This window comes from Micromonospora sp. NPDC049679, from assembly GCF_040659735.1.
Classification (GTDB): Bacteria; Actinomycetota; Actinomycetes; order Mycobacteriales; family Micromonosporaceae; genus Micromonospora_I.
The window spans coordinates 1-24,606 of the sequence record NZ_JBFANZ010000046.1 but is presented as its reverse complement, the minus strand read 5'-3'; the positions used below and the strand labels follow the sequence as shown (position 1 = coordinate 24,606).

At 71.8% G+C, this 24,606-nt stretch carries 23 protein-coding genes and 1 pseudogene; 6 read left to right on the top strand and 18 right to left on the bottom strand.

Annotated features, from left to right (window positions below):
- Window positions 1–216 precede the first annotated feature (216 nt).
- From AB0J06_RS23185 to rimP, 9 genes and pseudogenes are all read right to left on the bottom strand, one after another.
- On the bottom strand, window positions 217–435 hold the full coding sequence (locus AB0J06_RS23185) for a DUF6186 family protein (RefSeq protein WP_357431234.1): 219 nt from the start codon (window positions 433–435) through the stop codon (window positions 217–219).
- Complete coding sequence (locus AB0J06_RS23180) at window positions 432–839, bottom strand: hypothetical protein (protein WP_357431232.1); 408 nt, start codon at window positions 837–839, stop codon at window positions 432–434. The genes AB0J06_RS23185 and AB0J06_RS23180 overlap by 4 nt, the downstream gene beginning before the upstream one ends.
- A gap of 53 nt (window positions 840–892) precedes the next feature.
- Entirely contained in the window at window positions 893–1,945 is a 1,053-nt protein-coding gene (locus tag AB0J06_RS23175; RefSeq protein ID WP_357431246.1) for a bifunctional oligoribonuclease/PAP phosphatase NrnA, read from the bottom strand.
- A 23-nt stretch (window positions 1,946–1,968) separates the two neighbouring features.
- Complete coding sequence (gene rbfA, locus AB0J06_RS23170; protein WP_357431230.1) at window positions 1,969–2,466, bottom strand: 30S ribosome-binding factor RbfA; 498 nt, start codon at window positions 2,464–2,466, stop codon at window positions 1,969–1,971.
- Between the two features lie 156 nt (window positions 2,467–2,622).
- Complete coding sequence (locus AB0J06_RS23165) at window positions 2,623–2,916, bottom strand: DUF503 domain-containing protein (protein WP_357431228.1); 294 nt, start codon at window positions 2,914–2,916, stop codon at window positions 2,623–2,625.
- A 156-nt stretch (window positions 2,917–3,072) separates the two neighbouring features.
- Window positions 3,073–6,057 (bottom strand): translation initiation factor IF-2, encoded by a 2,985-nt coding sequence (gene infB / locus AB0J06_RS23160; RefSeq protein ID WP_357431226.1) that lies wholly within the window; start codon window positions 6,055–6,057, stop codon window positions 3,073–3,075.
- Between the two features lie 93 nt (window positions 6,058–6,150).
- A pseudogene (locus AB0J06_RS23155) lies at window positions 6,151–6,482 on the bottom strand (YlxR family protein).
- A 9-nt stretch (window positions 6,483–6,491) separates the two neighbouring features.
- Window positions 6,492–7,541, bottom strand: coding sequence for a transcription termination factor NusA (nusA, locus tag AB0J06_RS23150; RefSeq protein WP_357431224.1), 1,050 nt, complete (start codon window positions 7,539–7,541; stop codon window positions 6,492–6,494).
- A complete protein-coding gene (gene rimP / locus AB0J06_RS23145) occupies window positions 7,538–8,182 on the bottom strand; it encodes a ribosome maturation factor RimP (RefSeq protein ID WP_357431223.1) in 645 nt (214 codons plus the stop codon). The genes nusA and rimP overlap by 4 nt, the downstream gene beginning before the upstream one ends.
- Before the next feature lie 191 nt (window positions 8,183–8,373).
- Between rimP and AB0J06_RS23140 the strand changes: the two genes are divergently transcribed.
- The 5 genes from AB0J06_RS23140 (at window position 8,374) to AB0J06_RS23120 (ending at window position 13,412) form a co-directional block, all read left to right on the top strand.
- A complete protein-coding gene (locus AB0J06_RS23140) occupies window positions 8,374–8,886 on the top strand; it encodes a hypothetical protein (RefSeq protein WP_357431221.1) in 513 nt (170 codons plus the stop codon).
- Window positions 8,883–9,305: a ferritin-like domain-containing protein gene (locus tag AB0J06_RS23135; RefSeq protein ID WP_357431219.1), complete on the top strand. Its 423-nt coding sequence runs from the start codon at window positions 8,883–8,885 to the stop codon at window positions 9,303–9,305. Before AB0J06_RS23140 ends, AB0J06_RS23135 begins: the two co-directional genes overlap by 4 nt.
- Before the next feature lie 69 nt (window positions 9,306–9,374).
- Window positions 9,375–9,959 (top strand): PadR family transcriptional regulator, encoded by a 585-nt coding sequence (locus AB0J06_RS23130; protein ID WP_357431217.1) that lies wholly within the window; start codon window positions 9,375–9,377, stop codon window positions 9,957–9,959.
- Complete coding sequence (locus AB0J06_RS23125; protein WP_357431215.1) at window positions 9,956–10,669, top strand: ABC transporter ATP-binding protein; 714 nt, start codon at window positions 9,956–9,958, stop codon at window positions 10,667–10,669. The genes AB0J06_RS23130 and AB0J06_RS23125 overlap by 4 nt, the downstream gene beginning before the upstream one ends.
- A 22-nt stretch (window positions 10,670–10,691) precedes the next feature.
- Window positions 10,692–13,412, top strand: a complete 2,721-nt coding sequence (locus AB0J06_RS23120) for an FtsX-like permease family protein (RefSeq protein WP_357431213.1) — start codon at window positions 10,692–10,694, stop codon at window positions 13,410–13,412.
- Window positions 13,413–13,475: 63 nt separating this feature from the next.
- Here AB0J06_RS23120 and AB0J06_RS23115 read toward each other — a convergent pair whose 3' ends face one another.
- Both AB0J06_RS23115 and map read right to left on the bottom strand, forming a co-directional pair.
- Window positions 13,476–14,192: a VIT1/CCC1 transporter family protein gene (locus AB0J06_RS23115; RefSeq protein ID WP_357431211.1), complete on the bottom strand. Its 717-nt coding sequence runs from the start codon at window positions 14,190–14,192 to the stop codon at window positions 13,476–13,478.
- Window positions 14,189–15,046 carry a type I methionyl aminopeptidase gene (gene map, locus AB0J06_RS23110; RefSeq protein WP_357431209.1) on the bottom strand — a complete coding sequence of 286 codons (858 nt, stop codon included), beginning with the start codon at window positions 15,044–15,046 and terminating at the stop codon, window positions 14,189–14,191. The genes AB0J06_RS23115 and map overlap by 4 nt, the downstream gene beginning before the upstream one ends.
- A gap of 108 nt (window positions 15,047–15,154) precedes the next feature.
- Here map and AB0J06_RS23105 point away from each other — a divergent pair, with 108 nt between their 5' ends.
- Window positions 15,155–15,469 carry an STAS domain-containing protein gene (locus tag AB0J06_RS23105; protein WP_357431207.1) on the top strand — a complete coding sequence of 105 codons (315 nt, stop codon included), beginning with the start codon at window positions 15,155–15,157 and terminating at the stop codon, window positions 15,467–15,469.
- A gap of 59 nt (window positions 15,470–15,528) precedes the next feature.
- Here the strand turns inward: AB0J06_RS23105 and AB0J06_RS23100 are convergent, their stop codons facing one another.
- From AB0J06_RS23100 to AB0J06_RS23070, 7 genes are all read right to left on the bottom strand, one after another.
- Entirely contained in the window at window positions 15,529–19,215 is a 3,687-nt protein-coding gene (locus AB0J06_RS23100; RefSeq protein WP_357431205.1) for a SpoIIE family protein phosphatase, read from the bottom strand.
- A gap of 101 nt (window positions 19,216–19,316) precedes the next feature.
- A complete protein-coding gene (locus AB0J06_RS23095; RefSeq protein ID WP_357431203.1) occupies window positions 19,317–19,898 on the bottom strand; it encodes a pyridoxamine 5'-phosphate oxidase family protein in 582 nt (193 codons plus the stop codon).
- A gap of 40 nt (window positions 19,899–19,938) precedes the next feature.
- Entirely contained in the window at window positions 19,939–20,625 is a 687-nt protein-coding gene (locus AB0J06_RS23090; protein ID WP_357431201.1) for a gamma-glutamyl-gamma-aminobutyrate hydrolase family protein, read from the bottom strand.
- Window positions 20,622–21,389: a 3-oxoacyl-ACP reductase gene (locus tag AB0J06_RS23085; RefSeq protein WP_357431199.1), complete on the bottom strand. Its 768-nt coding sequence runs from the start codon at window positions 21,387–21,389 to the stop codon at window positions 20,622–20,624. Before AB0J06_RS23085 ends, AB0J06_RS23090 begins: the two co-directional genes overlap by 4 nt.
- Before the next feature lie 41 nt (window positions 21,390–21,430).
- The gene (locus AB0J06_RS23080; RefSeq protein WP_357431197.1) at window positions 21,431–22,786 is read right to left on the bottom strand and encodes an aldehyde dehydrogenase family protein; all 1,356 of its coding nucleotides are present in this window, start codon (window positions 22,784–22,786) and stop codon (window positions 21,431–21,433) included.
- Window positions 22,787–22,802: 16 nt separating this feature from the next.
- Window positions 22,803–24,170, bottom strand: coding sequence for a glutamine synthetase family protein (locus tag AB0J06_RS23075; RefSeq protein WP_091554069.1), 1,368 nt, complete (start codon window positions 24,168–24,170; stop codon window positions 22,803–22,805).
- Window positions 24,171–24,236: 66 nt separating this feature from the next.
- Window positions 24,237–24,606: FCD domain-containing protein (locus AB0J06_RS23070; RefSeq protein WP_357431195.1), on the bottom strand; the 370-nt coding region annotated here is incomplete at its 5' end.

Here is a 24,606-nt window from a genome sequence, read left to right as displayed (position 1 = left end):
GGAGGCGTACGGGTGTCGTCGTGCGCTGTCACCAGATCCAATGCAGCCGCCTGCGCCGACGTCGGAACCCCACGGCGAGCGCGCTCGATCAGGGCGCCGCTCGAGACGGGCAACGAAGGACCAGTACGACGTGCATCCAGAAACCAAGTTATCGTTCAGGTCCACATTGTGTGCACTGTTCCCGTATTACGGGACGTTAAGGTAGGCGATGATCAATTAGCGGGCGAAGAAATGCCAGCCCACCCACCACCAGAACCCGAACACCCCGAGACGACCCACCGGCATCCGGCCGACCTCGTACTGCATGACATAGGCACAGACGTCCCCGAGGGACGGGATGCGCGAGCCCTCCCGTCGACTGGCCCACTCGATCAAGGCGACCAGCCCGAACGCCAGGACGAAACCACCGATCACGAACAGCCGGGACGCGCTCATCTACGGACCAGCCCCCAGAACGCGCTCAGCCAGCCGAAGTAGACCAGCGACCGGAACAGCCGGTCATCCAGGACCGGGTCGGCGAGCCGGGAGAAGGTCGGAAAGTCGTCCGTCGACCCCAGCACGAACGTGGAGCCCTCGAAGACGCCGAAGATCACCAGGGGCAGCACCCACCAGACCGCGCCCGAGCGGAGCCGCTGCGGCACCGGCCGCCGGGGGACGCGATTGGTGAGCCCGAGCCAGACCAGCGCGCCACCGGTGCCGACGGCATAGAGGTTGGCCTGCGGGGAGAAGGACGGCAGCTGACCACCGACCAACGACATGAGGGCGAGCACGGGCACCGACACGACCGGACGGTCCCAGCTCCGCGGCACCTCTGCGATGAGCTCCGACGGCTGTTCCATCTTTCGATTGTCACCGTCGTCGATCCAACCGGAAAGCGTCCACCGCCCCCCGGTTACCCCTGATCTTCGGGGCACGCTCCGTCCGCGGCGAGTTCAGCGCGGATCGCGTCGACGACCTGCGCCGGGGAGCCGTGCCCGGTGAAGCCCGCCGCCAGCCGGTGACCGCCACCACCGAGCGCCACCGCGACCCGACTGACGTCCACCGCGCCCCTGCTGCGCATGGAGACCGCCCACTCCGCGTCGCCCACCTGCTTCACCACACAGCTCACGTCGGCCTCGATGGCACAGCGCACAGAGTCGATCAACGCCTCGAGCACGTACGCCGACTGCCCGTGCCGCGCCAGGTCGTCCAGGGTCGCGTACGTCCACACCAGGCCACGCCCACCCGCGGCGCGCGGATCGAGTTCCGCCCGCTGGAGCACCTCGCCGTAGAGGCGCACCGCGCCGAACGGGCGGCTGTCGAAGACCCGACGCGAGATCTCCCCCGGCCGGATCCCGGTGGCGATCAACCGCGCGGCCATCTCGTGCACGGCCGGCGTGGTCGCGTCGAACCGGAAGGACCCGGTGTCCGTCGCGACCGCGACGTAGAAGCACTCCGCGATCTCCGCGTCGAGCGGCACACCGAGACGGGCGAGCAGCTGCTCGGCGACGACGGCGGTCGCCGCCGCCGTGGGATCCACCAGATGGGTCCCACCGAACCGGGTGTTGGAGGCGTGGTGATCGAGCACCACGGAAGTCTTCGCGGTGAGCAGCCGGTCGGCGAGCGAGCCGAGTCGGGACGCGCTGGCCGCGTCGAAGCAGAGCAGCAGATCGGGATCGACCCAGACCTGGTCGTCGGGGACGAGCAGGTCGAGACCGGGCAACGCCTGGAACGGCAGGGGCACCTCGGGCGGACCGGGGAAGGTGGCCTGCACCTGCCGCACGCCGAGCCGACGCAGCCCCAGCGCGAAGCCGAGCATGCTGCCCAGCGCGTCACCGTCGGGGTTGACGTGGCAGATCAACAGCACCCGGGCATCGGCCGGCAGATCGCGAACCGCCGCGAGCGCCGCCGACCAGTCGTCCTCGGTGGGACCTCCGTACGCCGCCGGCGCACGTGCCTCGGCCAACACCGAGGCACCCGGAGCGTCGATCACCGCCGCTCCTCGGCGTGATCGGCCACGCCCCGCGCCGCGCCCTCGCTCTCCTCCTCGTCCTCCGCTTCGTCGTCCTCCGCCTCATCGAGCTTGTACGGCTGCGGCTCCCCCGCGAACTGCGCGCCTGCGGCGAGCCGCTGCACCTCCGCGTCGGCGTGCCGCGCCGCGGCGAGCAGATCGTCGATGTGTTTGACCTGGTCCTGCACGTCGTCGAGGACGAAGGTCAGCGTCGGTGAGTGGCGCAGGCCGAGCGCCTTGCCGACCGTGCTGCGCAGCATGCCGTTGGCGCTGTCCAGCGCGGCCGCGGTGCCGGACTGGGCGGCCGCGTCGCCGAGAACGGTGTAGAAGACCGTCGCGTCGCGCAGGTCGGCGGTGATCCGGGCATCGGTGATGGTGATCATGCCGAGGCGCGGGTCCTTGATCGTGCGCACCACCGAAGCCACCAGTTCCCGCACGCGTTCCGCATGCCGGCGCACCTTGGCCGGGTCCGTCATCTCGTCACCTCCGCCGCTTTCTGCCTCCGGGTCCCGGTCGGCGGCGCGTGCGGCGCCGCCCGATCCAGCCCGGCCAACGTGTTGACACTACCTGCGGCCCACCCTGCCACGCCGGGCGGCGGGCGATGGTCACACTGCCGTACGTCCTGCCCGCGATCAGTCATCGGCGCCATACAGCCGCCGTCTGATCGACAGCAGTTCAATCTCGGGTCGTCCGGCGACGAGGTGCTCGCACGCATCGAGAACCTCGCCGACGTGACCGGGTTCGGCGGCCACCACGGCCACCCCGAGTTCGGCCCGGCCGTGCAGGTCGAGGGCGCCCACCTCGGCGGCGGAGACCTCGAAACGGCGGAGGGCGGCCAGAATCGGCCGTACATATGATCTTTTCGCCTTGAGCGACCGGGAGTCACCCGGAAGCAACAGGTCGAAGATCGCGGTTCCGGTATACATCGCGGCACACGATAGCGACCGCGGCGACCGCGCGCCTCCGATTTGATCAACCAGCGGGCAGCAGGGAAACGGCGCCGTCGCCGACCCGGTGGAACCCCGCTGACACGCGGGCGGGCCCGGTGCTTTCGCACCGGGCCCGCCGTGTCGCTTCAACCATCAGGCGCGGGGCTTCTCCCGCATCTCGAAGGTCTCGATGATGTCGCCGACCTGGACATTGTTGTAGTTGCCCAGGGTCAGACCACACTCGAAGCCCTCGCGGACCTCGGTGGCGTCATCCTTGAACCGCTTGAGCGAGCTGATCGTGAGGTTGTCCGCCACGACGGCCCCGTCACGCAGCAGCCGCGCCTTCGCGTTGCGGCGGATGATGCCGGACCGCACGATACAGCCGGAGATGTTGCCGACCTTGGACGAGCGGAAGACGTCGCGGATCTCCGCGCTGCCCAGCTCGACCTCCTCGTACTCCGGCTTGAGCAGGCCCTTGAGCGCCGCGTCGATCTCCTCGATGGCCTGGTAGATCACGGTGTAGTACCGGATCTCCACACCCTCGCGGTCGGAAATCTCGCGGACCTTGTTCGAGGCCCGCACGTTGAATCCGATGATCGTCACAGCCTCGGAGGACGCGCTCGCCAGCATGACGTCGCTCTCGGTGATCGCGCCGACGCCGCGGTGGATGATCCGGAGCTGGACCTCCTCCGGGATGTCCAGCTTGAACAGCGCATCTTCCAGCGCCTCCACCGAACCCGAGACGTCGCCCTTGAGCACCAGGTTGAGCGAGGTCTTCTCGCCCTCCTTGAGCTGCTCCATGAGCGTCTCGAGCGTCGCCCGGCCACGGGAGTTGGCGAAGCTAGCCGCCCGCCGCCGTGCCTGACGCTGCTCGGCGATCTGACGCACCGTGCGGTCGTCCTCGGCCGCCAGGAACGTGTCGCCGGCACCCGGCACCGCGGTCAGACCGAGCACCATCACCGCACGTCCCGGACCTGCCTCGCTGACCGGCGTGCCGTTCTCGTCGAGCATGGCCCGGACCCGGCCGTGCGCGCCACCGGCGACGATCGAGTCGCCCGCCCGCAGCGTGCCCTTCTGGACCAGGACCGTCGCCACCGCACCACGACCCTTGTCGAGGTGCGCCTCGATCGCGACACCCTGCGCCGGCCCGTCGATCGGAGCGGTCAGCTCCAGCGACGCGTCGGCGGTCAGCAGCACGGCCTCGAGCAGCTGCTCGATGCCGGTGCCCGGCTTGGCCGCGACGTTGACGAACATCGTGTCGCCGCCGTACTCCTCGGCGACCAGGCCGTATTCGGTCAGCTGCTGGCGAACCTTGTCGGGGTTGGCCTCCGGCTTGTCGACCTTGTTGACCGCCACCACGATCGGCACGTCGGCCGCCTTGGCGTGGTTGAGCGCCTCGATCGTCTGCGGCATGACGCCGTCGTCGGCGGCGACCACCAGCACCACGATGTCGGTGACCTGGGCACCACGGGCACGCATGGCGGTGAACGCCTCGTGACCCGGGGTGTCGATGACGGTCAGCGCGCGGTCCTCACCCTCGTGCGGCACGTGCACCTGGTAGGCGCCGATGTGCTGGGTGATGCCGCCCGCTTCGCCGGCGACCACGTTCGCCTTGCGGATCGCGTCGAGGAGCTTGGTCTTACCGTGGTCGACGTGACCCATGACGGTCACCACCGGCGGCCGGCTGACCAGGCGCTCTTCCGCGACCTCGGCGTCGAGGTCGATGTTGAACTGCGCGAGCAGCTCACGGTCCTCGTCCTCGGGGCTGACGATCTGCACGTCGAATCCGAGGTGCTCACCCAGCAGCAGCAGCGTCTCGTCGGAGCACGACTGCGTCGCGGTCACCATCTCACCCAGGTTGAACATCTCCTGGACGAGCGAGCCGGGGTTCGCGTTGATCTTGTCGGCGAAGTCGGAGAGCGAGGCGCCGCGCGACAACCGGATGACCTGGCCCTGACCGCGGGGCGCGCCCGAGCTCATGGTCGGAGCGGACAGGTTGTCGAACTCTTGTCTGCGCTGCTTCTTCGACTTGCGACCGCGGGTCGGCCTGCCACCCGGACGCCCGAAGGCACCCGCGGCGCCACCACCGCGACCACGACCGCCGCCACCCGGACGACCGCCGCCACCTGCCGGGGCACCGCCACCGCGGTAACCGCCGCCGCCACCACCGGGGCCGCCACCACCGGGAGCCCCACCGGGCCCGCCACGGAAGCCACCGCCGCCGCCACCGGGGCCGCCACGGAAACCGCCACCGCCGCCGGCACCGCCACCGGGGCCGCCACGGAAACCGCCACCGCCGCCAGCGGGACGACCGGCGCCGCCGCCACCGGGACCACCCGGACGACCCGCGCCGCCGCCGGGACGACCCGGACGCTGCGTGGGCATGGAGGCCGGGCTGGGCCGCGGAGGCATGGAAGCCGGACTCGGCCGAGGCGGCATCCCCGCCGGATTGGGTCGGGGACCCCCACCGGCCGCGGCCGCCGGCCGCTGCGCGCCGCCCGGCGTGATGCCGAACGGGTTGTTGCCGCCGCTACGCGCCGGCGGACGGGCACCGGGACGACCCGGAGTCGGAGCGCCGGGAGCCGCCCCCGGCCGACCGGCCGCGGGCGTGCCCGGACGCGGCGGAACCGCACCCGGTCCCGGCTTCGGACGGGCAGCGCCACCCTCGGCGGGCGGCTCGCGCCGGACCGTTTCGCGCTGCTTGGCGGCCTGTTGGGCGGCCTTGACGGACGCCTCCTGGTCGGCCTTGAGGGCAGCGGCGCGCGCTTCGGCGGCCGCCACCTCGATGTCGTGGGCACTCGCCGGCTTGGCCACCGGAGCCGACGGCTGCGGCGGACCCGGAACCGGACCCTTGGGCTTGGCCGGCGGCGCCGACGGGCGCCGGGGCGGCATGGGCTTGGCGGAAACCTTGGGCTCGCCGCCGGTGCTCACCGGTGCGGCCGCTGCCGGGGCGGCGGCGGGAGCCGCGGCCTCCGACGACGCGACGAACGCACCACGAAGCCGTCGGGCGACGGGCGCCTCGACGGTGCTCGACGCCGACTTGACGAACTCGCCCATTTCCTTGAGTTTGGCGAGAACTGTCTTGCTCTCGACCCCGAGCTCTTTTGCCAGCTCGTGTACGCGGGCCTTACCTGCCACTGCACTCCTCACTCCGAGGTCGTGCGGGCAGTACCCGCAACGACCTCACTCGTGCACTTGAAGCCTGATCATTTCTGGGACTTCATCGTGTGCTCATGTTGGTCGTCCTACCTTGCTTGCGACCCTCGTCCGACCGGATGGTCGGACGTAGTGGTTACCGCACTGATGTGCTCGGCCAGCTCACCGGTGTCGGGGACCCCGGTCAGCCGCAGCGCCCGCCCGAAGGCGCGGCGCCGCTGTGCCAGCGCGAGACAAGCCGGATCAGGATGTACGTGCGCTCCCCGACCCGGCAGCCTGCGGGTCGGATCAGGGCGGAGGCTGTGACCAGCCCCGTTCCCGACCGCGACGACCCGCAGTAACTCGGGGGTCGTCGCACGTTGCCGGCAGCCCACACAGGTGCGCTCCGGCCACGCACGTCGTACCACTGAGGAAGTCTACCCCGCCGCGCCCGAGACCGCGTCGCCCGCCTCCGTCGCGTGATCGCCACCGCCGCGTCGGGGGTCCGGCGACTGCTCGGTGTCGGGACGGATGTCGATCCGCCACCCGGTGAGGCGCGCCGCGAGCCGGGCGTTCTGGCCCTCGCGGCCGATCGCGAGCGAGAGCTGGAAGTCCGGCACGGTCACCCGGGCGGCACGGCTCGCCAGGTCGACCACCTCGACCCGCAACGCCTTCGCCGGCGACAACGCGTTGCCGACGAAGGTCGCGGGATCATCCGACCAGTCGATGATGTCGATCTTCTCACCGTGCAGCTCGCTCATCACCGCGCGGACCCGCTGCCCCATCGGGCCGATGCACGCCCCCTTGGGATTGACGCCGGGAGTCGTCGAACGCACCGCGATCTTCGTACGGTGACCTGCCTCACGGGCGATCGCCGAGATCTCGACCGTTCCGTCGGCGATCTCGGGCACCTCGAGCGCGAAGAGCTTCTTGACCAGGCCGGGGTGCGAGCGCGACAGGGTGATCTGCGGACCGCGGAAACCCTTCGCGACGTGCACCACGATGCACCGGATCCGCTGACCGTGCTGGTAGATCTCGCCCGGGACCTGCTCGGACGACGGCAGCACCGCCTCCAGCTTGCCCAGGTCGACGCTGACGATGCCCTTTTCGGTGCGCGCCTCGTGCGCCTGGATCACGCCGGTGACGAGGTCACCGTCGCGACCGACGTACTCCCCGAAGTGAACCTCGTCGGTAGCCTCGCGGAGCCGCTGCAGAATGACCTGCTTCGCGGTCATCGCGGCAATTCGTCCGAAATCGTGCGGGGTGTCGTCCCACTCGCGGGTGACCGCCCCGGCCTCGTCCATCTCCTGCGCGTAGACAAGGGCCGCGCCGCTCCGGCGGTCGATCTCCACGCGCGCGTACTGCTCCGCGCCCTCCGTGTGCCGGTAGGCCGTCAGCAACGCAGTCTCGATCGCTGCGAGGATCGTGTCGAACGGGATCTCCCGCTCGCGCTCCAGTGCGCGCAGCGCCGCGAGGTCGATGTTCACCTCTCCTCGTCCTCCACTTCCTCGTCATCGGCGACGGCATCGTCGTCCGCAGCGCCCTCGATCTCGTGGAGGTCCTCGTCGGAGACCTCGTCGAGCCGGTTGAACTCCACCTGAACCCGTCCGGGCCCGAGGTCGGCGTAGACCCACTCCTGCACGGCGCCGTCCACGTCCAACGCCACCCGATCATCGTCGGCCGATGTCACCCGACCGGTCACCTGCCGTTGCCCGGCGGCGACCTTCACCAGCCGGCCGACGTTGCGCCGCCAGTGACGCGGCAGGGTCAACGGCCGGTCGACACCGGGCGAACTGACCTCCAGCTGGTATTCACCGGCAACCAGCTCACCGCCGCGCTCCTCGGCGGCGTCGAGCGCCGCCGAGACGGCGCGGGACACGTCGGCGACGGCGTCGAGGTTGATCCCCCCGTCGGCGTCGACGATCACCCGCACGACGTGTCGGCGCCCGGCCCGGGAGACCGAGACATCCTCCACCTCGTAACCCACGGCGGTGACCGCGGGTTCGATCACGGCGCGCAACTGGGCCCGGCGCGCGGCCAGATCCCCTCGCGGCCGCTCCCCTGCCGGACGGGATGCCGGGCGCGATCCAGCCGGTGGCCTACCGGCCGCGCGGCCACGCTGCGTCATCTCGGCACCTCTTCGCGATAATCGGTGGCGTGCGGGACGCGCCACGCCGGTGATGCCCCGGGGCGTCATGCCCAGCGGCTGCGCAGAGCCTAACGCGCGCGCCGACCGCCGGACCGGTCGGCGCACCGATAGACGGAGCGGGCGGCGACAGCGACGCCCACCCGGGGCGCGGATGGTGTTGACTAAGGCTGGTGCGGAGCAGGAACGCGAATGACGATGCGGCCGGCCGGGCGCTGTCCCGACGCGGGGTGCTGCGGCTCGCCGCCGGCGCCACACTCGGCGTCCCGGCGGCGGCGCTGACCGGGTGCGGCCTCTTCGACCGCGGCGAGAAGCCACCGCCGGCGCCGGACCCGTTGGCGCCGCTGCTCGCCTCCGCATGGGAGCTCGCCGCCCGACACGACGCCGCCGCGGCCGCCCATCCCGACCTCTCCGCCCGGCTCACGCCGCTCGCCGAGGCGCACCGGGCGCACGCCGCCGAGCTGGCCCGGATCACCGGCACGACGCCCCCCACCACCACCCCGAGCGGCGGCACGCGCTCGGCCGAGCCCGGCGATGCGAAGACCACGCTGGCCGGGCTGCGCAGCGCCGAGCGGGAGGGGCAGGCGGCGGCCGCCGAGGCATGCCGCACCGCCCCCGGCGCCCGCGCGGCGCTGCTCGGCTCGATCGCCGCCGCCCGCGCCACCCACGTGGAGGTACTCAAATGAGCGAGGGGCTCTCCGCCGCGCTGGCCGCGGAACACGCCGCGATCTTCGCGTACGGCCCGATCGGCGTGCACCTCGACGCCGGCGCCGAGAAGGAGGCGCGCGCGACCGAGGCCGCGCACCGGGCCCGCCGCGACGAGCTGGTCCTGGCGCTCGCCGGCGACCAGGCGACTCCCCCACCGGCCGAGCCCGGGTACGCGCTGCCGTTCCCGGTGACCGATCGGGCGAGCGCGCTGCGGCTGGCGGTCACGATCGAGGAGCGGACCGGGGCGGTCTGGCGCGCGGCGCTGCCCGTCACCACCGGCGCGCAGCGGGCCCAGTCCCTCGACGCCCTCACGGATTGCGCGGTGCGGGCCACCCGGTGGCGACGCATCGCCGGCGTCGTGCCGACCACCGTGCCGTTCCCCGGTCGACCCGGCTGAGGGCGGCTGTCGGCAAGATCACTCGGCCTGCGGTTGCCCATCGCATACCGGGTATGCATACTCGGGCCCGTGTCCATCCGCCACGGCCTCCTCGCCCTGCTCGAACGCGGGCCGATGTACGGCTACCAGTTGCGCGCCGCGTTCGAGGAGTCGACCGGCGCGACCTGGCCGCTGAACATCGGGCAGGTCTACACGACACTGTCGCGCCTCGAACGGGACGGACTCGTACAACCGCTGCCGGAGCACGACGGGGGGCAGCGGCCGTACGAGATCACCGCGAGCGGGCGGGCCGACCTGGCGCTCTGGTTCGCCACTCCGATCAGCCGGACCGACCGTCCGCGCGACGAACTCGCGATCAAGCTGGCGCTCGCCCTGACCACGCCCGGCATCGACGTACGGGCGGTCGTGCAGGGCCAGCGCACGTCGACCATGCGTACGCTGCAGGAGCTGACCCGGCTCAAGGCCCGCGAGGACAAGCCCGGGGAGCTGCCCTGGCGCCTGGTGCTCGACGCCATGGTGTTCCAGGCCGAAGCCGAGGTGCGGTGGCTCGATCACTGCGAGGCGAGTCTGGTCCGGCACCGGCCATCGGCCGCCCCGCCGCCCCGACCGGTCGAACCCCTCGACGCGCCGGAACGCGAGGAGGCGGGACGATGACGGTGCTGCGGCTGCACGGCGTGCACCGCACCCACGGCGCCGGCGCCGCAGCCGTACACGCGCTGCGCGGCGTGGATCTCACCGTCGACGCCGGCGAACTGGTCGCCGTCATGGGCCCCTCCGGCTCCGGCAAGTCCAGCCTGCTCAACCTCGCCGGTGGGCTGGACAGACCGACCCGGGGCGAGGTGCACGTCGAGGGTCGGCAGCTCGACACCCTCACCCGCCGCCAGCTCGCGCAGCTGCGCCGGCGCAGCGTCGGCTACGTCTTCCAGGACCTCAACCTGCTCGCCAGCCTCACCGCCGCGGAGAACGTCGCCCTGCCGCTGGAGCTGGACGGGACCGGCATACGCCAGGCCCGGCGCCTCGCGATGGCCGCCCTGACCGAGGTGGGGCTCGCCGAACTCGGGACGCGGTTCCCCGACGATCTCTCCGGCGGCCAGCAGCAGCGGGTCGCCATCGCCCGTGCGCTCGTGGGCGAACGCCGACTGGTGCTCGCCGACGAACCGACCGGGGCGCTCGACTCGCAGACCGGGGAGGCGATCCTGCGGCTGCTGCGTACCCGCATCGATGCCGGCGCGGCCGGGCTGCTCGTGACGCACGAGGCCCGGCACGCGGCCTGGGCCGACCGGGTGGTGTTCCTGCGTGACGGCGTGGTGGTCGACACCTCCGGCCCGCTCCCGCAGCCGGAGCAACTGCTGGGCGCGACGTGACGGGGACGGCCGGGGCGCCGCGGTGACCGGACGTCTGCGGGGCACGTCGGCCGGCGGGATCGGCGCGTGGCGGGCCGCGCTGCGGATCTCGGTCCGCGAAGCACGCCGGGCGAAGGGCCGCAACGCCCTCGTGCTCGCGATGATCGCGTTACCGGTGCTGGCGCTGAGCTTCGTCGCCGTCACCTACGACATGTTCCACCTCGGTCCGGCGGAGCAGATCGAGCGCGAGCTGGGCACGGCGGACGCTCAGCTGCGCTGGGTATCGCAGGGTCCGGTCCAACAGGACACGCGGGGCGAAGGCTGGTCGAGTGAGGGCGGCGAGAAACGGACGCCGACCACGACCGCGGACATCCTCGCCGCGCTCCCCGCCGGCAGCCGGGCCATCCGGCACGTCAATGGCCGCTCGGTCGGCCTACGGACCGCGAGCGGGATCGCCCAGTTCCAGGCCCGGGGGATCGACCTCGCCGACCCGCTCGCCCACGGCATGGTCCGCGTGCTCGCCGGGCGGGCGCCGGTCGGCGGCGCCGAGATCGCGCTCAGCGAGCAGGCGGCAGACCGCCTCAGGGCGGGGCTCGGCGAACGGGTGACCGGCGGCGACCGGTCGCCGACGTACACGGTGGTCGCCGTGGTGGAGTGGACCGACAACCTGCGCGAGCTGGTCGTCCTGCCGCCGGAGGCGATGCCGGAGCCGGCGGACGGCGGATGGCTGGTCGACACCCCCGCCCCGGTGAGCTGGGCGCAGGTCGGGCAGCTCAACCAGCGCGGTCTGCTGGTGAAGTCCCGCGCCGTGCTGCTCGACCCACCGCCGGCCGGCACGACGCCGTTTTCCCCGTCCCCCGACTATGACACCGAGACCGTCGGCAGCGTGCTTCTCGTCGGCGGTCTGGGCCTGCTCGAGGTGGTTCTGCTGGCCGGGCCGGCGTTCGCCGTCGGCGCGCGGCGCCGGCAACGTGACCTTGCTCTCGTTGCCGCCAACGGGGGCGCGCCCGCGCACCTGCGTCGGCTCGTCCTCGCCGACGGGGTGGTGCTGGGCTCGGCAGGCGCCGTCGTCGGCATCGTTCTCGGGGTGATCGCGGCCGCCGCCGGCCGCCCGATCGTCGAGCAGTACCTGGTCAACGCCCGTGCCGGCGGCTACCGCTTCTTTCCGCTCGCGCTGCTGGGCATCGCCGTCCTGGCCGTCATCACCGGTGTGCTGGCCGCGCTCGTTCCCGCGTACACCGCGGCCCGGCAGGAGATCGTCACGACGCTGGGCGGGCGGCGCGGAGTGATCCGGTCACGCAAGCGCTGGCTGGTCCTGGGTGCGGCGCTCGCGGCGACCGGCAGCGCGGTCGCCGTGTACGGCGCTTCCGACGGCAGCACGAACGCGATCCTTGCCGGCGTGGTGCTGGCGGAGCTCGGGCTGGTCCTCTGCACGCCGAGCCTGGTCGGACTCATCGCCCGCCTCGGTCGCGTGTTGCCGCTGGCCCCCCGCATCGCCCTGCGCGACACGGCACGCAACCGGGCCGCCGCGGCCCCGGCCATCTCCGCCGTGATGGCGGCGGTCGCCGGCAGCGTCGCCCTTGCCACCTTCCTGACCAGCGAAGACCTGCGCCAGGAGGCGTCCTATCAGCCGGCCCTGCCGCCCGGCTACGTGTCCGTCATGCACGGCGACCAGGATCGACCACTCCCACCGGAACGGGTGCGGGTCCTCGCGGACGCCAGCATCGCCCTGACCGACGTGGCCGAACTCCGCCAGCCCGCCTGCCGCGCCGGGAGCGCGCCGGAGGAGTGGTGCGGGTTGCGCCTGCGGATGCCGGCGGCCCAGGTCTGCCCGCTGCGCCGACTGGGACGCCCGCCCACCGCCGCGGAGGAGCGGGCCGCCGCCACGGATCACAGATGCCGGGAGACCGGCCGCACCCTCTACGAGGATTTCACCGGCTCGGCGACCGACGACGGCACCGCCCTGCCGATCCTGACCGGCCTGCCGCGCGCCGACCTCGCCGGCGCGGCGCAGGTGCTCCGCGCCAGTGGAATCGTGGTCAGCGACGCGCGCTTCGTCGTCAACGGGACGGTGACGGTCGACGTCGTCACAGGGTTCACCCCCGAAGGGGAGCCGGTCCGGCGGGGCTCGCTGACGGTGCCCGGGTACGCCCTCACGAACGCCCTCAACACGCCGACGGTGATCTACTCACCCGGCCTGCTCGCGAAGGCCCGGCTCACCACGCGGCAGGTCGGCTTCGCCCTGGCGACCGGCGCCACCCCCACCGTTGCGCAGGAGGAGCGGCTGCGGCAGGCGCTGGTCGAGCTGTCGCCCCGCCTGTACGTGCAGGTCGAGCGGGGAAGGCCCAGTTCCAATCAATCGATCCTGATCGTGCTGGCGATCGCGGCCGGACTGGTCACGGTCGGAGCGGCCGGTATCGCCACCGGGCTCGCGGCCGCCGAGAGCCGGGCGGATCTCTCCACGCTCGCCGCCATCGGGGCCAGTCCATCCGTGCGCCGGCTCCTGTCGCTCAGTCAGGCGGGGGTGATCGCCGGGCTCGGCTCGCTGCTCGGGATCCTGGCCGGACTCATCGCCGGCCTGACCATCCTCGCCGCGCTCGACCAGGCGTACGTGGACACGACCACCGGGCCGACCCGGGTGCCGTACCCGCTCGTGGTCCCCTGGACGACGCTCGCCGTGCTGGTCGTGGTCCCCGTGGTGGCGATGCTCGGAGCCGGACTGCTGACCCGGTCCCGGCTGCCGATCGAACGTCGCCTCGCCTAGGACGTTGCCGCTGCGCCGGCCCCGCCGTCGACGGTTCCGTGACCGCGGAGCCCGGCGCGGGCGTCATCCGAGGCCGCCCCCGATGCCGATCAACCGGCCGACGAGATAGGTGCCGCCCGCGGCCGCCGCACCCATCATCAGCTGCCGCAACCCGTTGCTCCACCACCGCCGGCTGGTGAACCGGGCGACGATGGCGCCGGCCGCGAAGAGACCGACGCCGCCGACGGCGAGCGCCAGCCAGAGCTGCTGGAAGCCGAGAAGATAGGAGAGCAGCGGGATCAACGCGCCCACGGAGAAGCAGAGGAACGACGAGAAGGCGGCCGTCCAGGGGCTGGGCTGCTCGCCCGGCTCGACGCCCAGTTCCTCGCGGACGTGCAGCCGCAACGCCTCTTCGGGGTTGTGCCTGATCGCCTCGGCGACCTGCGTGGCCAGCGTCGCCGGCAGGCCGCGTCGTACCCAGGCCGCGGCCAGCTCACGCGCCTCAGCCTCCGGGTGCCGCTCCAGTTCGCGCCGCTCCTTGGCGATCTCCGCGGCGATCTGCTCGTTCTGCGTCTGCACGCTGGTGTATTCGCCCAGCCCCATCGAGATCGCGCCGGCGACCAGGCCGGCGACCCCGGTGAGCACAATGTCACGCGGGGCCACGCCGCCGCCGCCGACACCGGCGATCAGCGCGATGTTGGTCACGAGGCCGTCCATCGCGCCGAAGACGGCCGGGCGCAGCCAGCCGCCCGAGACGTCGGCGTGGTGGTGCTCGTCGTCGGCGAGGGGCTCGTCGGTCACGGAAGGGTCAGGATCTCGTGACCGTCCTCCGTCACCAGGATCGTGTGCTCGAACTGGGCGGTCCAGCGCCGGTCCTTCGTGACGACGGTCCAGCCGTCTTTCCAGATCTCGTATTCGTGCGTGCCAAGGGTGATCATCGGCTCGATCGTGAAGGTCATCCCGGGCTCCATCACGTCGGTGGGGCGGGGGCTGTCGTAGTGGGGCACGTAGAGACCGCTGTGGAAGGCCTCGCCGATGCCGTGCCCGGTGAAGTCGCGCACTACGCCGTACCCGAAGCGCCGGGCGTACGACTCGATGACCCGACCGACGACGTTGATCTGCCGGCCGGGCGCGACCGCCCGGATGCCCCGCATCATCGCCTCGTGGGTGCGCTCGACCAGCAGCCGCGCGTCCTCGGAGACCTCACCCACGCAGAACGTCGCGTCGGTGTCCCCGTGCACGCCGCCGATGTACGCGGTGACGTCGACGTTGATGATGTCGCCGTCCTCGAGCAGGGTCGAGTCGGGGATGCCGTGGCAGATCACCTCGTTGAGGCTCGTGCAGCACGACTTGGGGAAGCCCTTGTAGCCGAGGGTGGAGGGGTAGGCGCCGTGGTCGCAGAGGAACTCGTGCACGACCCGGTCGATCTCGTCCGTGCTCACGCCCGGCTTGCAGTGCTCGCCCGCGAGCTGCGTCGCCTGCGCCGCGATCCGGCTGGCGAGGCGCATCTTCTCGATCGTCTCGGCGCTCTGCACGTGGGATCCGCGCCACTCCTGGGGGCGCTTCTTCCCGACGTATTCAGGGCGGACGATGTGTGACGGCACCTGCCGCCATGGGGAGAGAGTGCCTGGGGTGAGCGGCGCACGGACAGTCATGACTGCCAGCCTATCGCCGGCACGGACGACGGCTCACGCTTCGACCCGCCCTTCGCCGCACCCCGGGCGATTGTTGCCGTAGGGGAACTAGTGTGCCATCGTTGTCCGGTGGATCAAGAAGGCCAGGAGTCTGTCTTCTCCGCGACGACGGAGTTCGACGGCGACCACGCCACCGTGCTCATCCGTGGCGAAGTCGACATGTCGACGGCGGAAACGATGTTCCAAGCAGCGACCCGCGCCACGGCGACCCGGGTGACGCTGGACCTCCGGGAGGTGTCGTTCTTCGACTCGGCCGCGATCCAGGCCCTGATCCGGCTCACCGACCACTACCCGGCCGGTCTGGTCGTGATCCCATCGCGCCAGGTCCGCCGGGTGCTCGACATCTCCGGCCTCGGCGAACAGCCCTGGCTGCGGCCGCGCTGACCCGGCTCGTCGCGTCCATCCCGGTCGTATCCGGATCACTGCGGCCCGCACGACCAGCATCAGCTGTCCAGCGGGCGGCGCAGCGTGACCTCGGTCCCGTCCGCGGTCCGGCTGACCGTCAACTCCGCGAGCGCGCCGATCAGCGCGAGCCCCCGACCGCGGAACCCGCCCTCCGTCGCCGCACGCCACTGGCCGGTGTCCCGGACCCGCGCGACGACCGTCCGGTCCTCGATCGCGACCTCGACGAAGACCACCGGCTCGATGGGCGTCATCGGATGCTCGATGGCGTTGGCGGCGGCCTCGGAGATCGCGACGGTGAGGTCGAACAACGCCGACTCGGTCACGTTGTGGGCGACGAGGAAATCCTCGAGACGCCGGCGCAGCACGGTCAACTTCGTCGGATCGGCCGGCAGCCGCAGCGCGAACCGGTCGAGGTGGGCGGCTTCCAACGCCAACACGGCGACATCGTCGCGCCGGCGCTGACGCCTGACCCGCGCCACCATCCGGTCCACCAGGTCCTCGACGTGGTCGCACGCGCTGACCGCGTCGTCACAGAGCCGCGCCAGGCCCTCGTCGATGCCCTCCGCGCGATCCTCGATCAGCCCGTCCGTGTAGAGCAGGATGCGCGATCCGGGCTCCAGCTCCGTTTCCATCGTCACGTACGTCGTGCCGGGGATCGCGCCGACCGGCGGACCCAGCGCCCGCTCGTGCACGAAGCCGCACGAGGATCCGGGTGACGAATCACCGGGAGTGATGATGAGCGGGGACGGGTGGCCCGCGCTGGCGTAGCGGAGCTGGCCGGTGCGCGGGTCGAACCGCAGGCAGAACACGGTCGCGAGGGAGCGTCCGTCCATCGCGCGGACCAGCCGGTTGAGCCGGGTCAGCGCCGGGCCGGGGTCGAAACCCTCCAGCACGTACGCCCGCAGCGCGTTGCGCAGTTGCCCCATCGTCGCGGCCGCCTGCACCCCCTTGCCGACCACATCGCCGATGACCAGGACCAGCTCTCCACCGTCCGCCGGGATCACGTCGTACCAGTCGCCACCCACCTCGGCCTCGCTGTTGCCGGGCAGGTAGCGGCTGGCCAGGATCACCCCGGCCACCTTCGGCAGCGACTGGGGCAGCAGGCTGTGCTGCAGCGTGGTCGCGATCCGCTGCTCGGCCTCGTAGAGCTGGGCGTTCTCCAACCGCACGCCGACCAACCGGGCGAGCTGGGCGAGGACGACGTCCTCGGTGTCGGCGCCGACCTCGTCGCCCGACCACACCCGCAGCTCGCCGAGCTGCTCCCCGGTGGTGCCGACCAGCGGCACCACCGCGGAAGGCTCGGTACCGGAATCGCCACCGCCGTCCGCCTCGTACCGGGCGCCGGGGACCGAGGCCACCACCCGCGCGGCGGCCACCATCTGCTCGGCGTGCTCGGCCGCGACCCTGATCACGTCGGCGGTGGAACGCGCCGTGTTGACCGCGACCGCCGCGTCGGCGAGCGCGCGCAGTTGCCGGATGGTCCGGCCGCGCAGCTGCCCCAGCTCCAGGCTGGCCCGCACCCGCGCGACGAGTTCCTGGCCGGAGAAGGGCTTGACGAGGTAGTCGTCGGCGCCGGCCGCGAGCCCTTCCACGGCCGCCTGCTCGCCCGCACGGGCGGAGAGCAGCACGATCGGCAGGTGCCGGGTGCGCGGATCGCCCCGCAACCCCGCCACCAGCCCGAACCCGTCGAGTCCCGGCATCATCACGTCGCTCAGGACCAGATCGAACGGCGTGGTCACCGCGGCCTCGAGCGCGGCCGCACCGTCCGGCACAGCCACCACCTGCCAGTACGGCGAGAGCAGCCGGACAACGTGGTCCCGCAGATCGGCGTTGTCGTCGGCGACCAGGATGCGTCCGGGACGGCGTGCGCCGGGCCGCCCCCCGTCCACGGCGGGCGCGTCCCGCTCGCGGTCCCACCACGCCGTGTCCTCGAGATACAGCTCGGCGGCGCCGCTGTCGGTCAACGGCAACCCGGTCGCCCGCACCCGCTCCGCCGGAAGATGGGCGTCCCCGAACGGCACGGTGACGGTGAAGGTGCTCCCCTGGTCGAGCCGGCTCTCGACGGCAACCGAGCCGCCGTGCAGCTCGGCGAGCTGTCGGACCAGAGCGAGACCGATGCCGGTCCCCTCGGTGACGCGCGACGGGGTGCCGACCACCCGATGGAAGCGTTCGAAGAGCTGCGGCACCTCATCGGCCGGGATCCCCACCCCGGTGTCGATCACTTCGAGTCGGGCGTCCCGCTCGGTCGCGCGCAGCCGGACCGTGACGCTGCCGTCGAAGGTGAACTTGAGCGCGTTGGAGAGAAGGTTGAAGACGATCTTCTCCCACATCTCCCGGTCCACCAGGACTGGCGCGCGCAGCGGTGGACAGTCGACCACCAGGCGCAGTCCGACCCGCTCGGCCGCGGACCGGAACGTGCTCGTCAGCCGGGCGGTGTAGTCGGCGAGGTCGGTCGGTTGATAGACGGCGGAGTGCCGCCCCGCCTCCAGGCGCGAGAAGTCGAGCACGGTGTTGACGAGCTTGAGCAGCCGCAGCGCGTTGCGCTGCACGACATCGAGCGGCTCCTGATATCGCGCCGGGAGGTCCGCCTCGGACAGCACGTCCTCGATCGGGCCGAGGATGAGCGTCAACGGGGTGCGGAACTCGTGGCTGACGTTGGCGAAGAAGGTGGTCTTGGCCCGGTCGAGGGCGGCGAGCTGCGCGGCCCTCGACCGCGCCTGCTCGTACGCGCGTTGGTTGGTCACCGCGCTGGAGACCTGTGCCGCCAGCAGGTCGAAGAAATTCCGGTACTCCCCGACCAGTGCCAGATGCCGACTGATCCCCACGACGAGGGCGCCCGCCGACTCGTTGGCGGCGGTGATGGGGAGCACCAGCACCCGGGCGGCTGCGGTCTCGGGGGCCACCGCGACGAAGTCCGTGGCGTCGGCGAGAGTCGCCGGCCCGCCGCCGAGCACCTGGGCCAGCGCCGGGGGCAACGCCACGTCCCCGTCGGCCCGCCGCACGACGATGCTCTCGTCCCCCACCCCGCTCCAGCCGGTCAGCTCCTCGGCGCCGGGATCACCGAGGTAGAGCAGCGAGAACGGAACGTCCGCAGGGTGGCCGCCGAGCACCCGGGCCGTCTCCTCGCCCAGTTGGGACGCGGTCTTCATGTCGGACAGCCGGGAACCCAGCTCGGCCAGGGCGCGCAGCCGCCGCTCGCCGAGCACCCGTCCCGTCGTCTCGCTGACGATGCAGAAGATCCCGCCGATCGTGCCGTCCTCGACGCGCAGCGGGTCGTAGGAGATGTCGAAGTACGTCTCTTCGAGGTAGCCGTACCGCTCCAGCAGGAACGGATGGTCCCGGCTCTGGTACGCCTGCCCCGAGCGGGCCACACCGACGAAGAGGGGAGCGAGGACCGGCCAGAGCTCGCCCCAGTGTTCGCGGGCCGGCCGGCCGAGAGCTCCGGGGTGTTTGCGGCCGATGGTGGGCAGGTAGGCGTCGTTGTAGAAGGCGACGTGCTCGTCGCCCCAGAACATGACGATCTGGGACTGCGACGCGAGCATCATGCTGACGGCGTGCGAGAGGCTCGCCGGCCAGGTGTGCGGGGCGCCGAGGGGCGTTCCGGACCAGTCCAGCCCACGGATGCGGCCACCCATCTCGCCGCCGGCGTCGAACGCCGCCGCGAGGGCCGCCGAGGGGGCCGCGCCCGTGGAGAGGTTTTCGTCACCCTCCGGAGCTGACCTCATCAAGCCCTCCTGCGACGGCCGGTAATGGAAGGGCGTCGCTCTTCCGCCGTCACCGCCTTCTACCCCAACGATCCATGACCGTAACGCCCCTGTGACGACAACTACCCGCGCGGCGCTCGCGCGCGTGCCGGGGAGATGGCCGGCAGGCCGTCGATGCTGACGGCGTTCTTGGTGACCCGGTAGTCGGCCAGATCGGCGGCGCTGCGCCGGGAGTGGGCCTGGACCAGCAGGTCGCGGTCGCCCTGGTAGCTCATCAACGGAACAGCGAAGCCGCACGAGTCGCTGACCCGGGTCACGTCGACGGTGATCACCGCGCGGAGCCCGTGCCGGTCGGGCGGGGCGGGAAAGGCGGCGAGCAGATCGGCGAAGCCAGGGTCGTCGACCGGTACGGCGACGCCCCGCCCGTGCAACCGGACGATCTTGGGTGCGCCGTCGAACGCGCAGAACATCAGGGTGATCCGCCCGTTGTCGCGCAGGTGTGCGATCGTCTCCGCGCCACTGCCGTGGTAGTCCAGATAGGCCACCCGCGCCTCATCGAGCACCACGAACGTGCCGGTCATGCCCTTGGGCGAAACATTGACGTGCCCCTGCGCGCCGCTCGGCGCGGTGGCCACGAAGAAGACCGGCTGGGCCTCGACGAACTCCCGCAACCGCCCGCTGATCCCGTCGTACACCTTCCCCATGATCGTGATCCTGTCACGGCGCTGCCGGAAACGGAACGATTTATCGATGGGTTGCGCGCACCAGGGCGGCGAACGGACGCACGTCGGCCGCCGCTTCGGGATGCCACTGCACGCCGAGCACGAACCGGCGGTCGCGGTCCTCGATCGCCTCGATCACCCCGTCGCCGGCCCAGGCGGTCGGGCTCAGCCGCCCCGGATCGGCCACCCCCTGATGGTGGTAGGTGTTCACCTCCCGATCGCCCGCCATCACCTCTGCGACGAGACTTCCGGGGGCGAACCGGACGGGGTGCGAGCCGTAGCGGCCCGGCGCCGGCCGGTGCTCGGAGTGCCCGACGACATCGGGCAGGTGCTGGTGCAGGTGGCCGCCGTAGGCGACGGCGAGCAGTTGCATGCCCCGGCAGACACCGAGCACCGGCAGGTCCGCGTCGAGCGCCGCGCGCAGCAACGTCATCTCGCCGCCGTCCCGGTCCGGGCGGCTCTCCGTACGCGGCGCCGGGTCCGCGCCGTAAAGATCGGGACCGACGTCGGCGCCACCGGCCAGGACGAGACCGTCGAGTAGCCGCAGCACATCCGCGTCGACGTCGTCGGGTGGGAGCACGACCGCGCGGGCGCCGGCCCCGGTGACCATCCGCACATAGGCGTACGGCACCAGCGCCGCCGGCACGTCCTGCCACACCGCCCACGACGCGGGCTCGACGTAGGACGTGATGCCGACGACCGGTCTCACAGCGGGGTCACGTACGCGCCGGTGATGCCGCCGTCGACGACGAACTGGGACGCGGTCATGAAGGAGGCGTCGTCGCTGGCGAGGAAGGCCACGGCGGCGGCGATCTCCTCGGGCCGGCCGAACCGTCCCATCGGCACGTGGACCAGCCGGCGGGCGGCCCGCTCCGGGTCGTTGGCGAAGAGCTCCAGCAGCAGCGGGGTGGCGATCGGTCCGGGGCAGAGGGCGTTGACCCGGATCCCCTCGCGGGCGAACTGCACACCCAGCTCGCGGGTCATCGCGAGGACGCCGCCCTTGCTGGCGGTGTAGGCGATCTGCGAGGTCGCCGCGCCCATCAACGCCACGAACGAGGCGGTGTTGATGATTGAGCCCTTCCCCTGCCGCTGCATGTGCGGGATGGCGTACTTGCAGCAGAGGTAGACGCTCGTGGTGTTGACCCGCAGCACCCGCTCCCACGCGTCGAGACCGGTGGTGAGGATCGAGTCGTCGTCCGGCGGCGAGATGCCGGCGTTGTTGAAGGCGATGTCGACCCGGCCGTGCCGCGCGGCCACGCCGTCGAAGAGCTCACGCACCTGCTCCTCGTCGGCGACGTCGCAGGCGACGAAGTCGCCGCCGACCTCCTCGGCTGCCGCCCTGCCGGCCTTCTCGTCGACGTCGACGCTGACCACGCGCGCGCCTTCGGCGGCGAAGCGCCGTACGGTCGCCAGCCCGATCCCGCTGCCGGCCCCGGTGACCACCGCGACCCGATCCTGCAACCGCCCCTGCACGGCATCTCCCTTTTTTTGGTATGCGCTATCTGCTGTATTCGCTATTCGTCGGTGGCGATGAACACGTTCTTGACGTCGGTGAACGAGTGCAGCGCGTCGGGGCCGAGTTCCCGGCCGAGGCCGGACTGCTTCATCCCGCCGAACGGCGTCGAGTAGCGGACCGACGAGTGCGAGTTGACACTGAGGTTGCCGGACTCGACCCCGCGGGCGACCCGGATCGCCCGCCCCACGTCGCGGGTCCAGATCGAGCCGGAGAGCCCGTAGTCGGTGTCGTTGGCGAGCGCGACCGCGTCGGCGTCGTCGTCGAACGGGAGCACCGACACCACGGGCCCGAAGATCTCCTCCCGCCAGTGCCGGTCGGCGGCGGAATCGGCGAGGAGCACGGTCGGCGCGTACCAGTAGCCGGCCCCCTCGGGCGCTCTCCCCGTGAACGCCACCCGTGCGCCATCCACATAGGACGCGACGGCGTCGCGCTGTCCCGCCGAGATGAGCGGGCCCATCTCCGCGCTCTCCAGCGCCGGATCCTCCACCCGGAAGGCCCGCACCGCCGGTTCGAGCAGCTCCAGGAAGCGGTCGTGGACCGACCGCTGGACCAGGATCCGCGACCGGGCGCAGCAGTCCTGCCCGGCGTTGTCGAAGACGGAGTACGGCGCCGTGGCCGCCGCCTTCTCCAGGTCGGCGTCGGCGAACACGATGTTCGCGCTCTTGCCACCCAGCTCCAGCGTCACCCGCTTCACCTGGTCGGCGCAGCCCGCCATGATCCGCTTCCCGACCTCGGTCGAGCCGGTGAAGCAGAGTTTGCGGACCGCCGGGTGGGTGACGAAGCGCTCCCCCACCACGCTGCCCTTGCCGGGCACGACGGTGAGGACACCGTCGGGAAGCCCGGCTTCGAGGGCCAACTCGGCGAGGCGGATGGCGGTCAGCGGGGTGAGCTCGGCGGGCTTGAGCACGACCGTGTTGCCGGCCGCGATCGCGGGCGCGAAGCCCCAGCCGGCGATCGGCATCGGGAAATTCCACGGCACGATCACGCCGACCACGCCGAGCGGCTCGTGGAACGTCACGTCGAGCCCGCCGGCCACCGGGATCTGCCGGCCGGTCAGCCGTTCCGGCGCGCCGGCGTAGTAGTCGAGCACGTCGCGCACGTTGCCCGCCTCCCAGCGCGCGTTGCCGATCGTGTGCCCGGCGTTGCGGACCTCGAGCTGCGCCAACTCCTCGCGGTGCGCGTCGACGACCGCGGCGAAACGTCGCAACAGCCTCGCCCGGTCTCCGGGCGACACGTGACGCCACGACTCGTACGCCCGCCGCGCCCGTTCGATCGCGGCATCGGTCTCCTCCACCGACGCGGAGTGCACCGTCGCCACCGACACCCCGGTGGCCGGGTTGATCACCTGAGTCAACGCCGCTCCCCTGTCGTCACAAACGTTCGAAGCCACGGAACAGCTCCCAGTCGGTCACCGCGGCGTCGAAGGCGGCCAGCTCGACCCGCGCGTTGTTGGCGTAGTGCGCCAGCACCTCGTCGCCGAAGGCCGCGCGGGCGAGCGTCGACTCCTCCCACAACCCGAGCGCGTCGCGCAACGTCGGCGGGACGCGCGGCGCGTCCCCGTCGTCGTAGGCGTTGCCGGCGACCTCCTCTTCCAGCTCGAGCTCGTTCTCCAGCCCGTGCAGCGCGCCGGCGACGAGCGCGGCGATCGCGAGGTACGGGTTGACGTCCGCGCCGGGCACCCGGTTCTCCACCCGCATGCCCTCGCCGTGCCCGACGACGCGCAGCGCGCAGGTGCGGTTGTCCGTGCCCCAGCGCACCGCCGTCGGGGCGAACGATCCCGGCTGATAGCGCTTGTACGAGTTGATGTTGGGGGCGAACAGGAGGCTGAACTCCCGCATCGTGGCGAGCAGCCCGGCGACCACCCGCTGTCCGGTGACGGAGAGGCGCCCGTCCCCGCCGGGCATCGCGGACGATCCATCGGCGGAGCGGAGCGAGAAGTGGATGTGGCAGGAGTTGCCCTCGCGCTCGTTCGGCTTGGCCATGAAGGTCAGCGCCATGCCCTCCAACGCGGCGATCTCCTTGGCCCCGTTCTTGTAGATGACGTGGTTGTCGGCGCAGGTGATCGCATCGGCGTAGCGGAACGCGATCTCGTGCTGGCCGAGGTTGCACTCGCCCTTGGCGCTCTCCGGCACCAGGCCGGCGCCGGCCATCTCGTTGCGGATGCGGCGCAGCAGCGGCTCGACCCGGGCGGTGCCGAGCAGCGAGTAGTCGACGTTGTAGAGGTTCGCCGGGGTGAGCTCGCGGTAACCGCGCCGCCACGCCTCCTCGTACGAGTCGCGGTAGACGACGAACTCCAGCTCGGTGCCGGCGTACGCGGTCAGTCCGTGCGCCGCGAGCCGGTCGAGCTGCCGGCGCAGGATCTGCCGTGGTGAGGCGGGCACCTCGCCCGCGCCGTCTAGCCAGGCGAGGTCGGCGAGAAGCATGGCGGTGCCGGGCTGCCACGGCACGCGGCGCAGCGTCGCCAGGTCGGGCACCATGGCGAAGTCACCGTAGCCGCGCGTCCAGCTCGACATCGCGTAACCGTCCACGGTGTTCATGTCGACATCCACGGCGAGCAGGTAGTTGCAGCCTTCGCTGCCGTGCGCCACCACCTCGTTGAGGAAGAACGGGGCGTGGAACCGCTTGCCCTGTAGCCGCCCCTGCATGTCGACGAGGGCGAGCACGACGGTGTCTATCTCGCCGGCGTCGACCGCCAGGCGGAGCTCTTCGAGGGTGAGGACGGGGGCGGGGGTGGTCATCGGTGGACCTCCATGTTAAAGGTCTACTAGTAATCCAATGGATCGTCAATGGGCCGGACGCCAAGGTCACCCGAGCAGGCCACGCAGCAGTTCGGCCGTACCGTCGCAGTGCTCCTCCATCACCGCCCGGGCGGAAGCGGCGTCACCGGCGAGGATCGCGTCGACGGCCCGGGTGTGCTGCGCGTCGGAGTGATCGAGGTTGCGCGCGATGACCGGGATCGCGCCGAGCAACTGGTCCAACGTGAGTTGCACGTCGGCCACGGCGGCCGCCAGCGACGGGCTGCCGCTCGCCGCGGCGATGGCGAGATGCAGGCGGGAGTCGGCGACCCGCCGGGTGGCCGGGTCGCGGTCGCACTTGCTCACCGCGCTGCTGACCGCACCCGAGCAGACCCGTCTCAGTGTGGAGGAGATGGCGGTCTTCGGGTTCGGTCTGATG

What these genes read in the sequence shown, in the direction of transcription:
- AB0J06_RS23185 (WP_357431234.1), bottom strand. Translation starts at nt 435, where the DNA reads ATGAGCGCGTCCCGGCTGTTCGTGATCGGTGGTTTCGTCCTGGCGTTC.
- AB0J06_RS23180 (WP_357431232.1), bottom strand. Translation starts at nt 839, where the DNA reads ATGGAACAGCCGTCGGAGCTCATCGCAGAGGTGCCGCGGAGCTGGGAC.
- rbfA (WP_357431230.1), bottom strand. Translation starts at nt 2,466, where the DNA reads ATGACGGACCCGGCCAAGGTGCGCCGGCATGCGGAACGCGTGCGGGAA.
- AB0J06_RS23165 (WP_357431228.1), bottom strand. Translation starts at nt 2,916, where the DNA reads ATGTATACCGGAACCGCGATCTTCGACCTGTTGCTTCCGGGTGACTCC.
- rimP (WP_357431223.1), bottom strand. Translation starts at nt 8,182, where the DNA reads ATGACGCAGCGTGGCCGCGCGGCCGGTAGGCCACCGGCTGGATCGCGC.
- AB0J06_RS23135 (WP_357431219.1), top strand. Translation starts at nt 8,883, where the DNA reads ATGAGCGAGGGGCTCTCCGCCGCGCTGGCCGCGGAACACGCCGCGATC.
- AB0J06_RS23125 (WP_357431215.1), top strand. Translation starts at nt 9,956, where the DNA reads ATGACGGTGCTGCGGCTGCACGGCGTGCACCGCACCCACGGCGCCGGC.
- map (WP_357431209.1), bottom strand. Translation starts at nt 15,046, where the DNA reads ATGACTGTCCGTGCGCCGCTCACCCCAGGCACTCTCTCCCCATGGCGG.
- AB0J06_RS23100 (WP_357431205.1), bottom strand. Translation starts at nt 19,215, where the DNA reads ATGAGGTCAGCTCCGGAGGGTGACGAAAACCTCTCCACGGGCGCGGCC.
- AB0J06_RS23095 (WP_357431203.1), bottom strand. Translation starts at nt 19,898, where the DNA reads ATGGGGAAGGTGTACGACGGGATCAGCGGGCGGTTGCGGGAGTTCGTC.
- AB0J06_RS23075 (WP_091554069.1), bottom strand. Translation starts at nt 24,170, where the DNA reads ATGACCACCCCCGCCCCCGTCCTCACCCTCGAAGAGCTCCGCCTGGCG.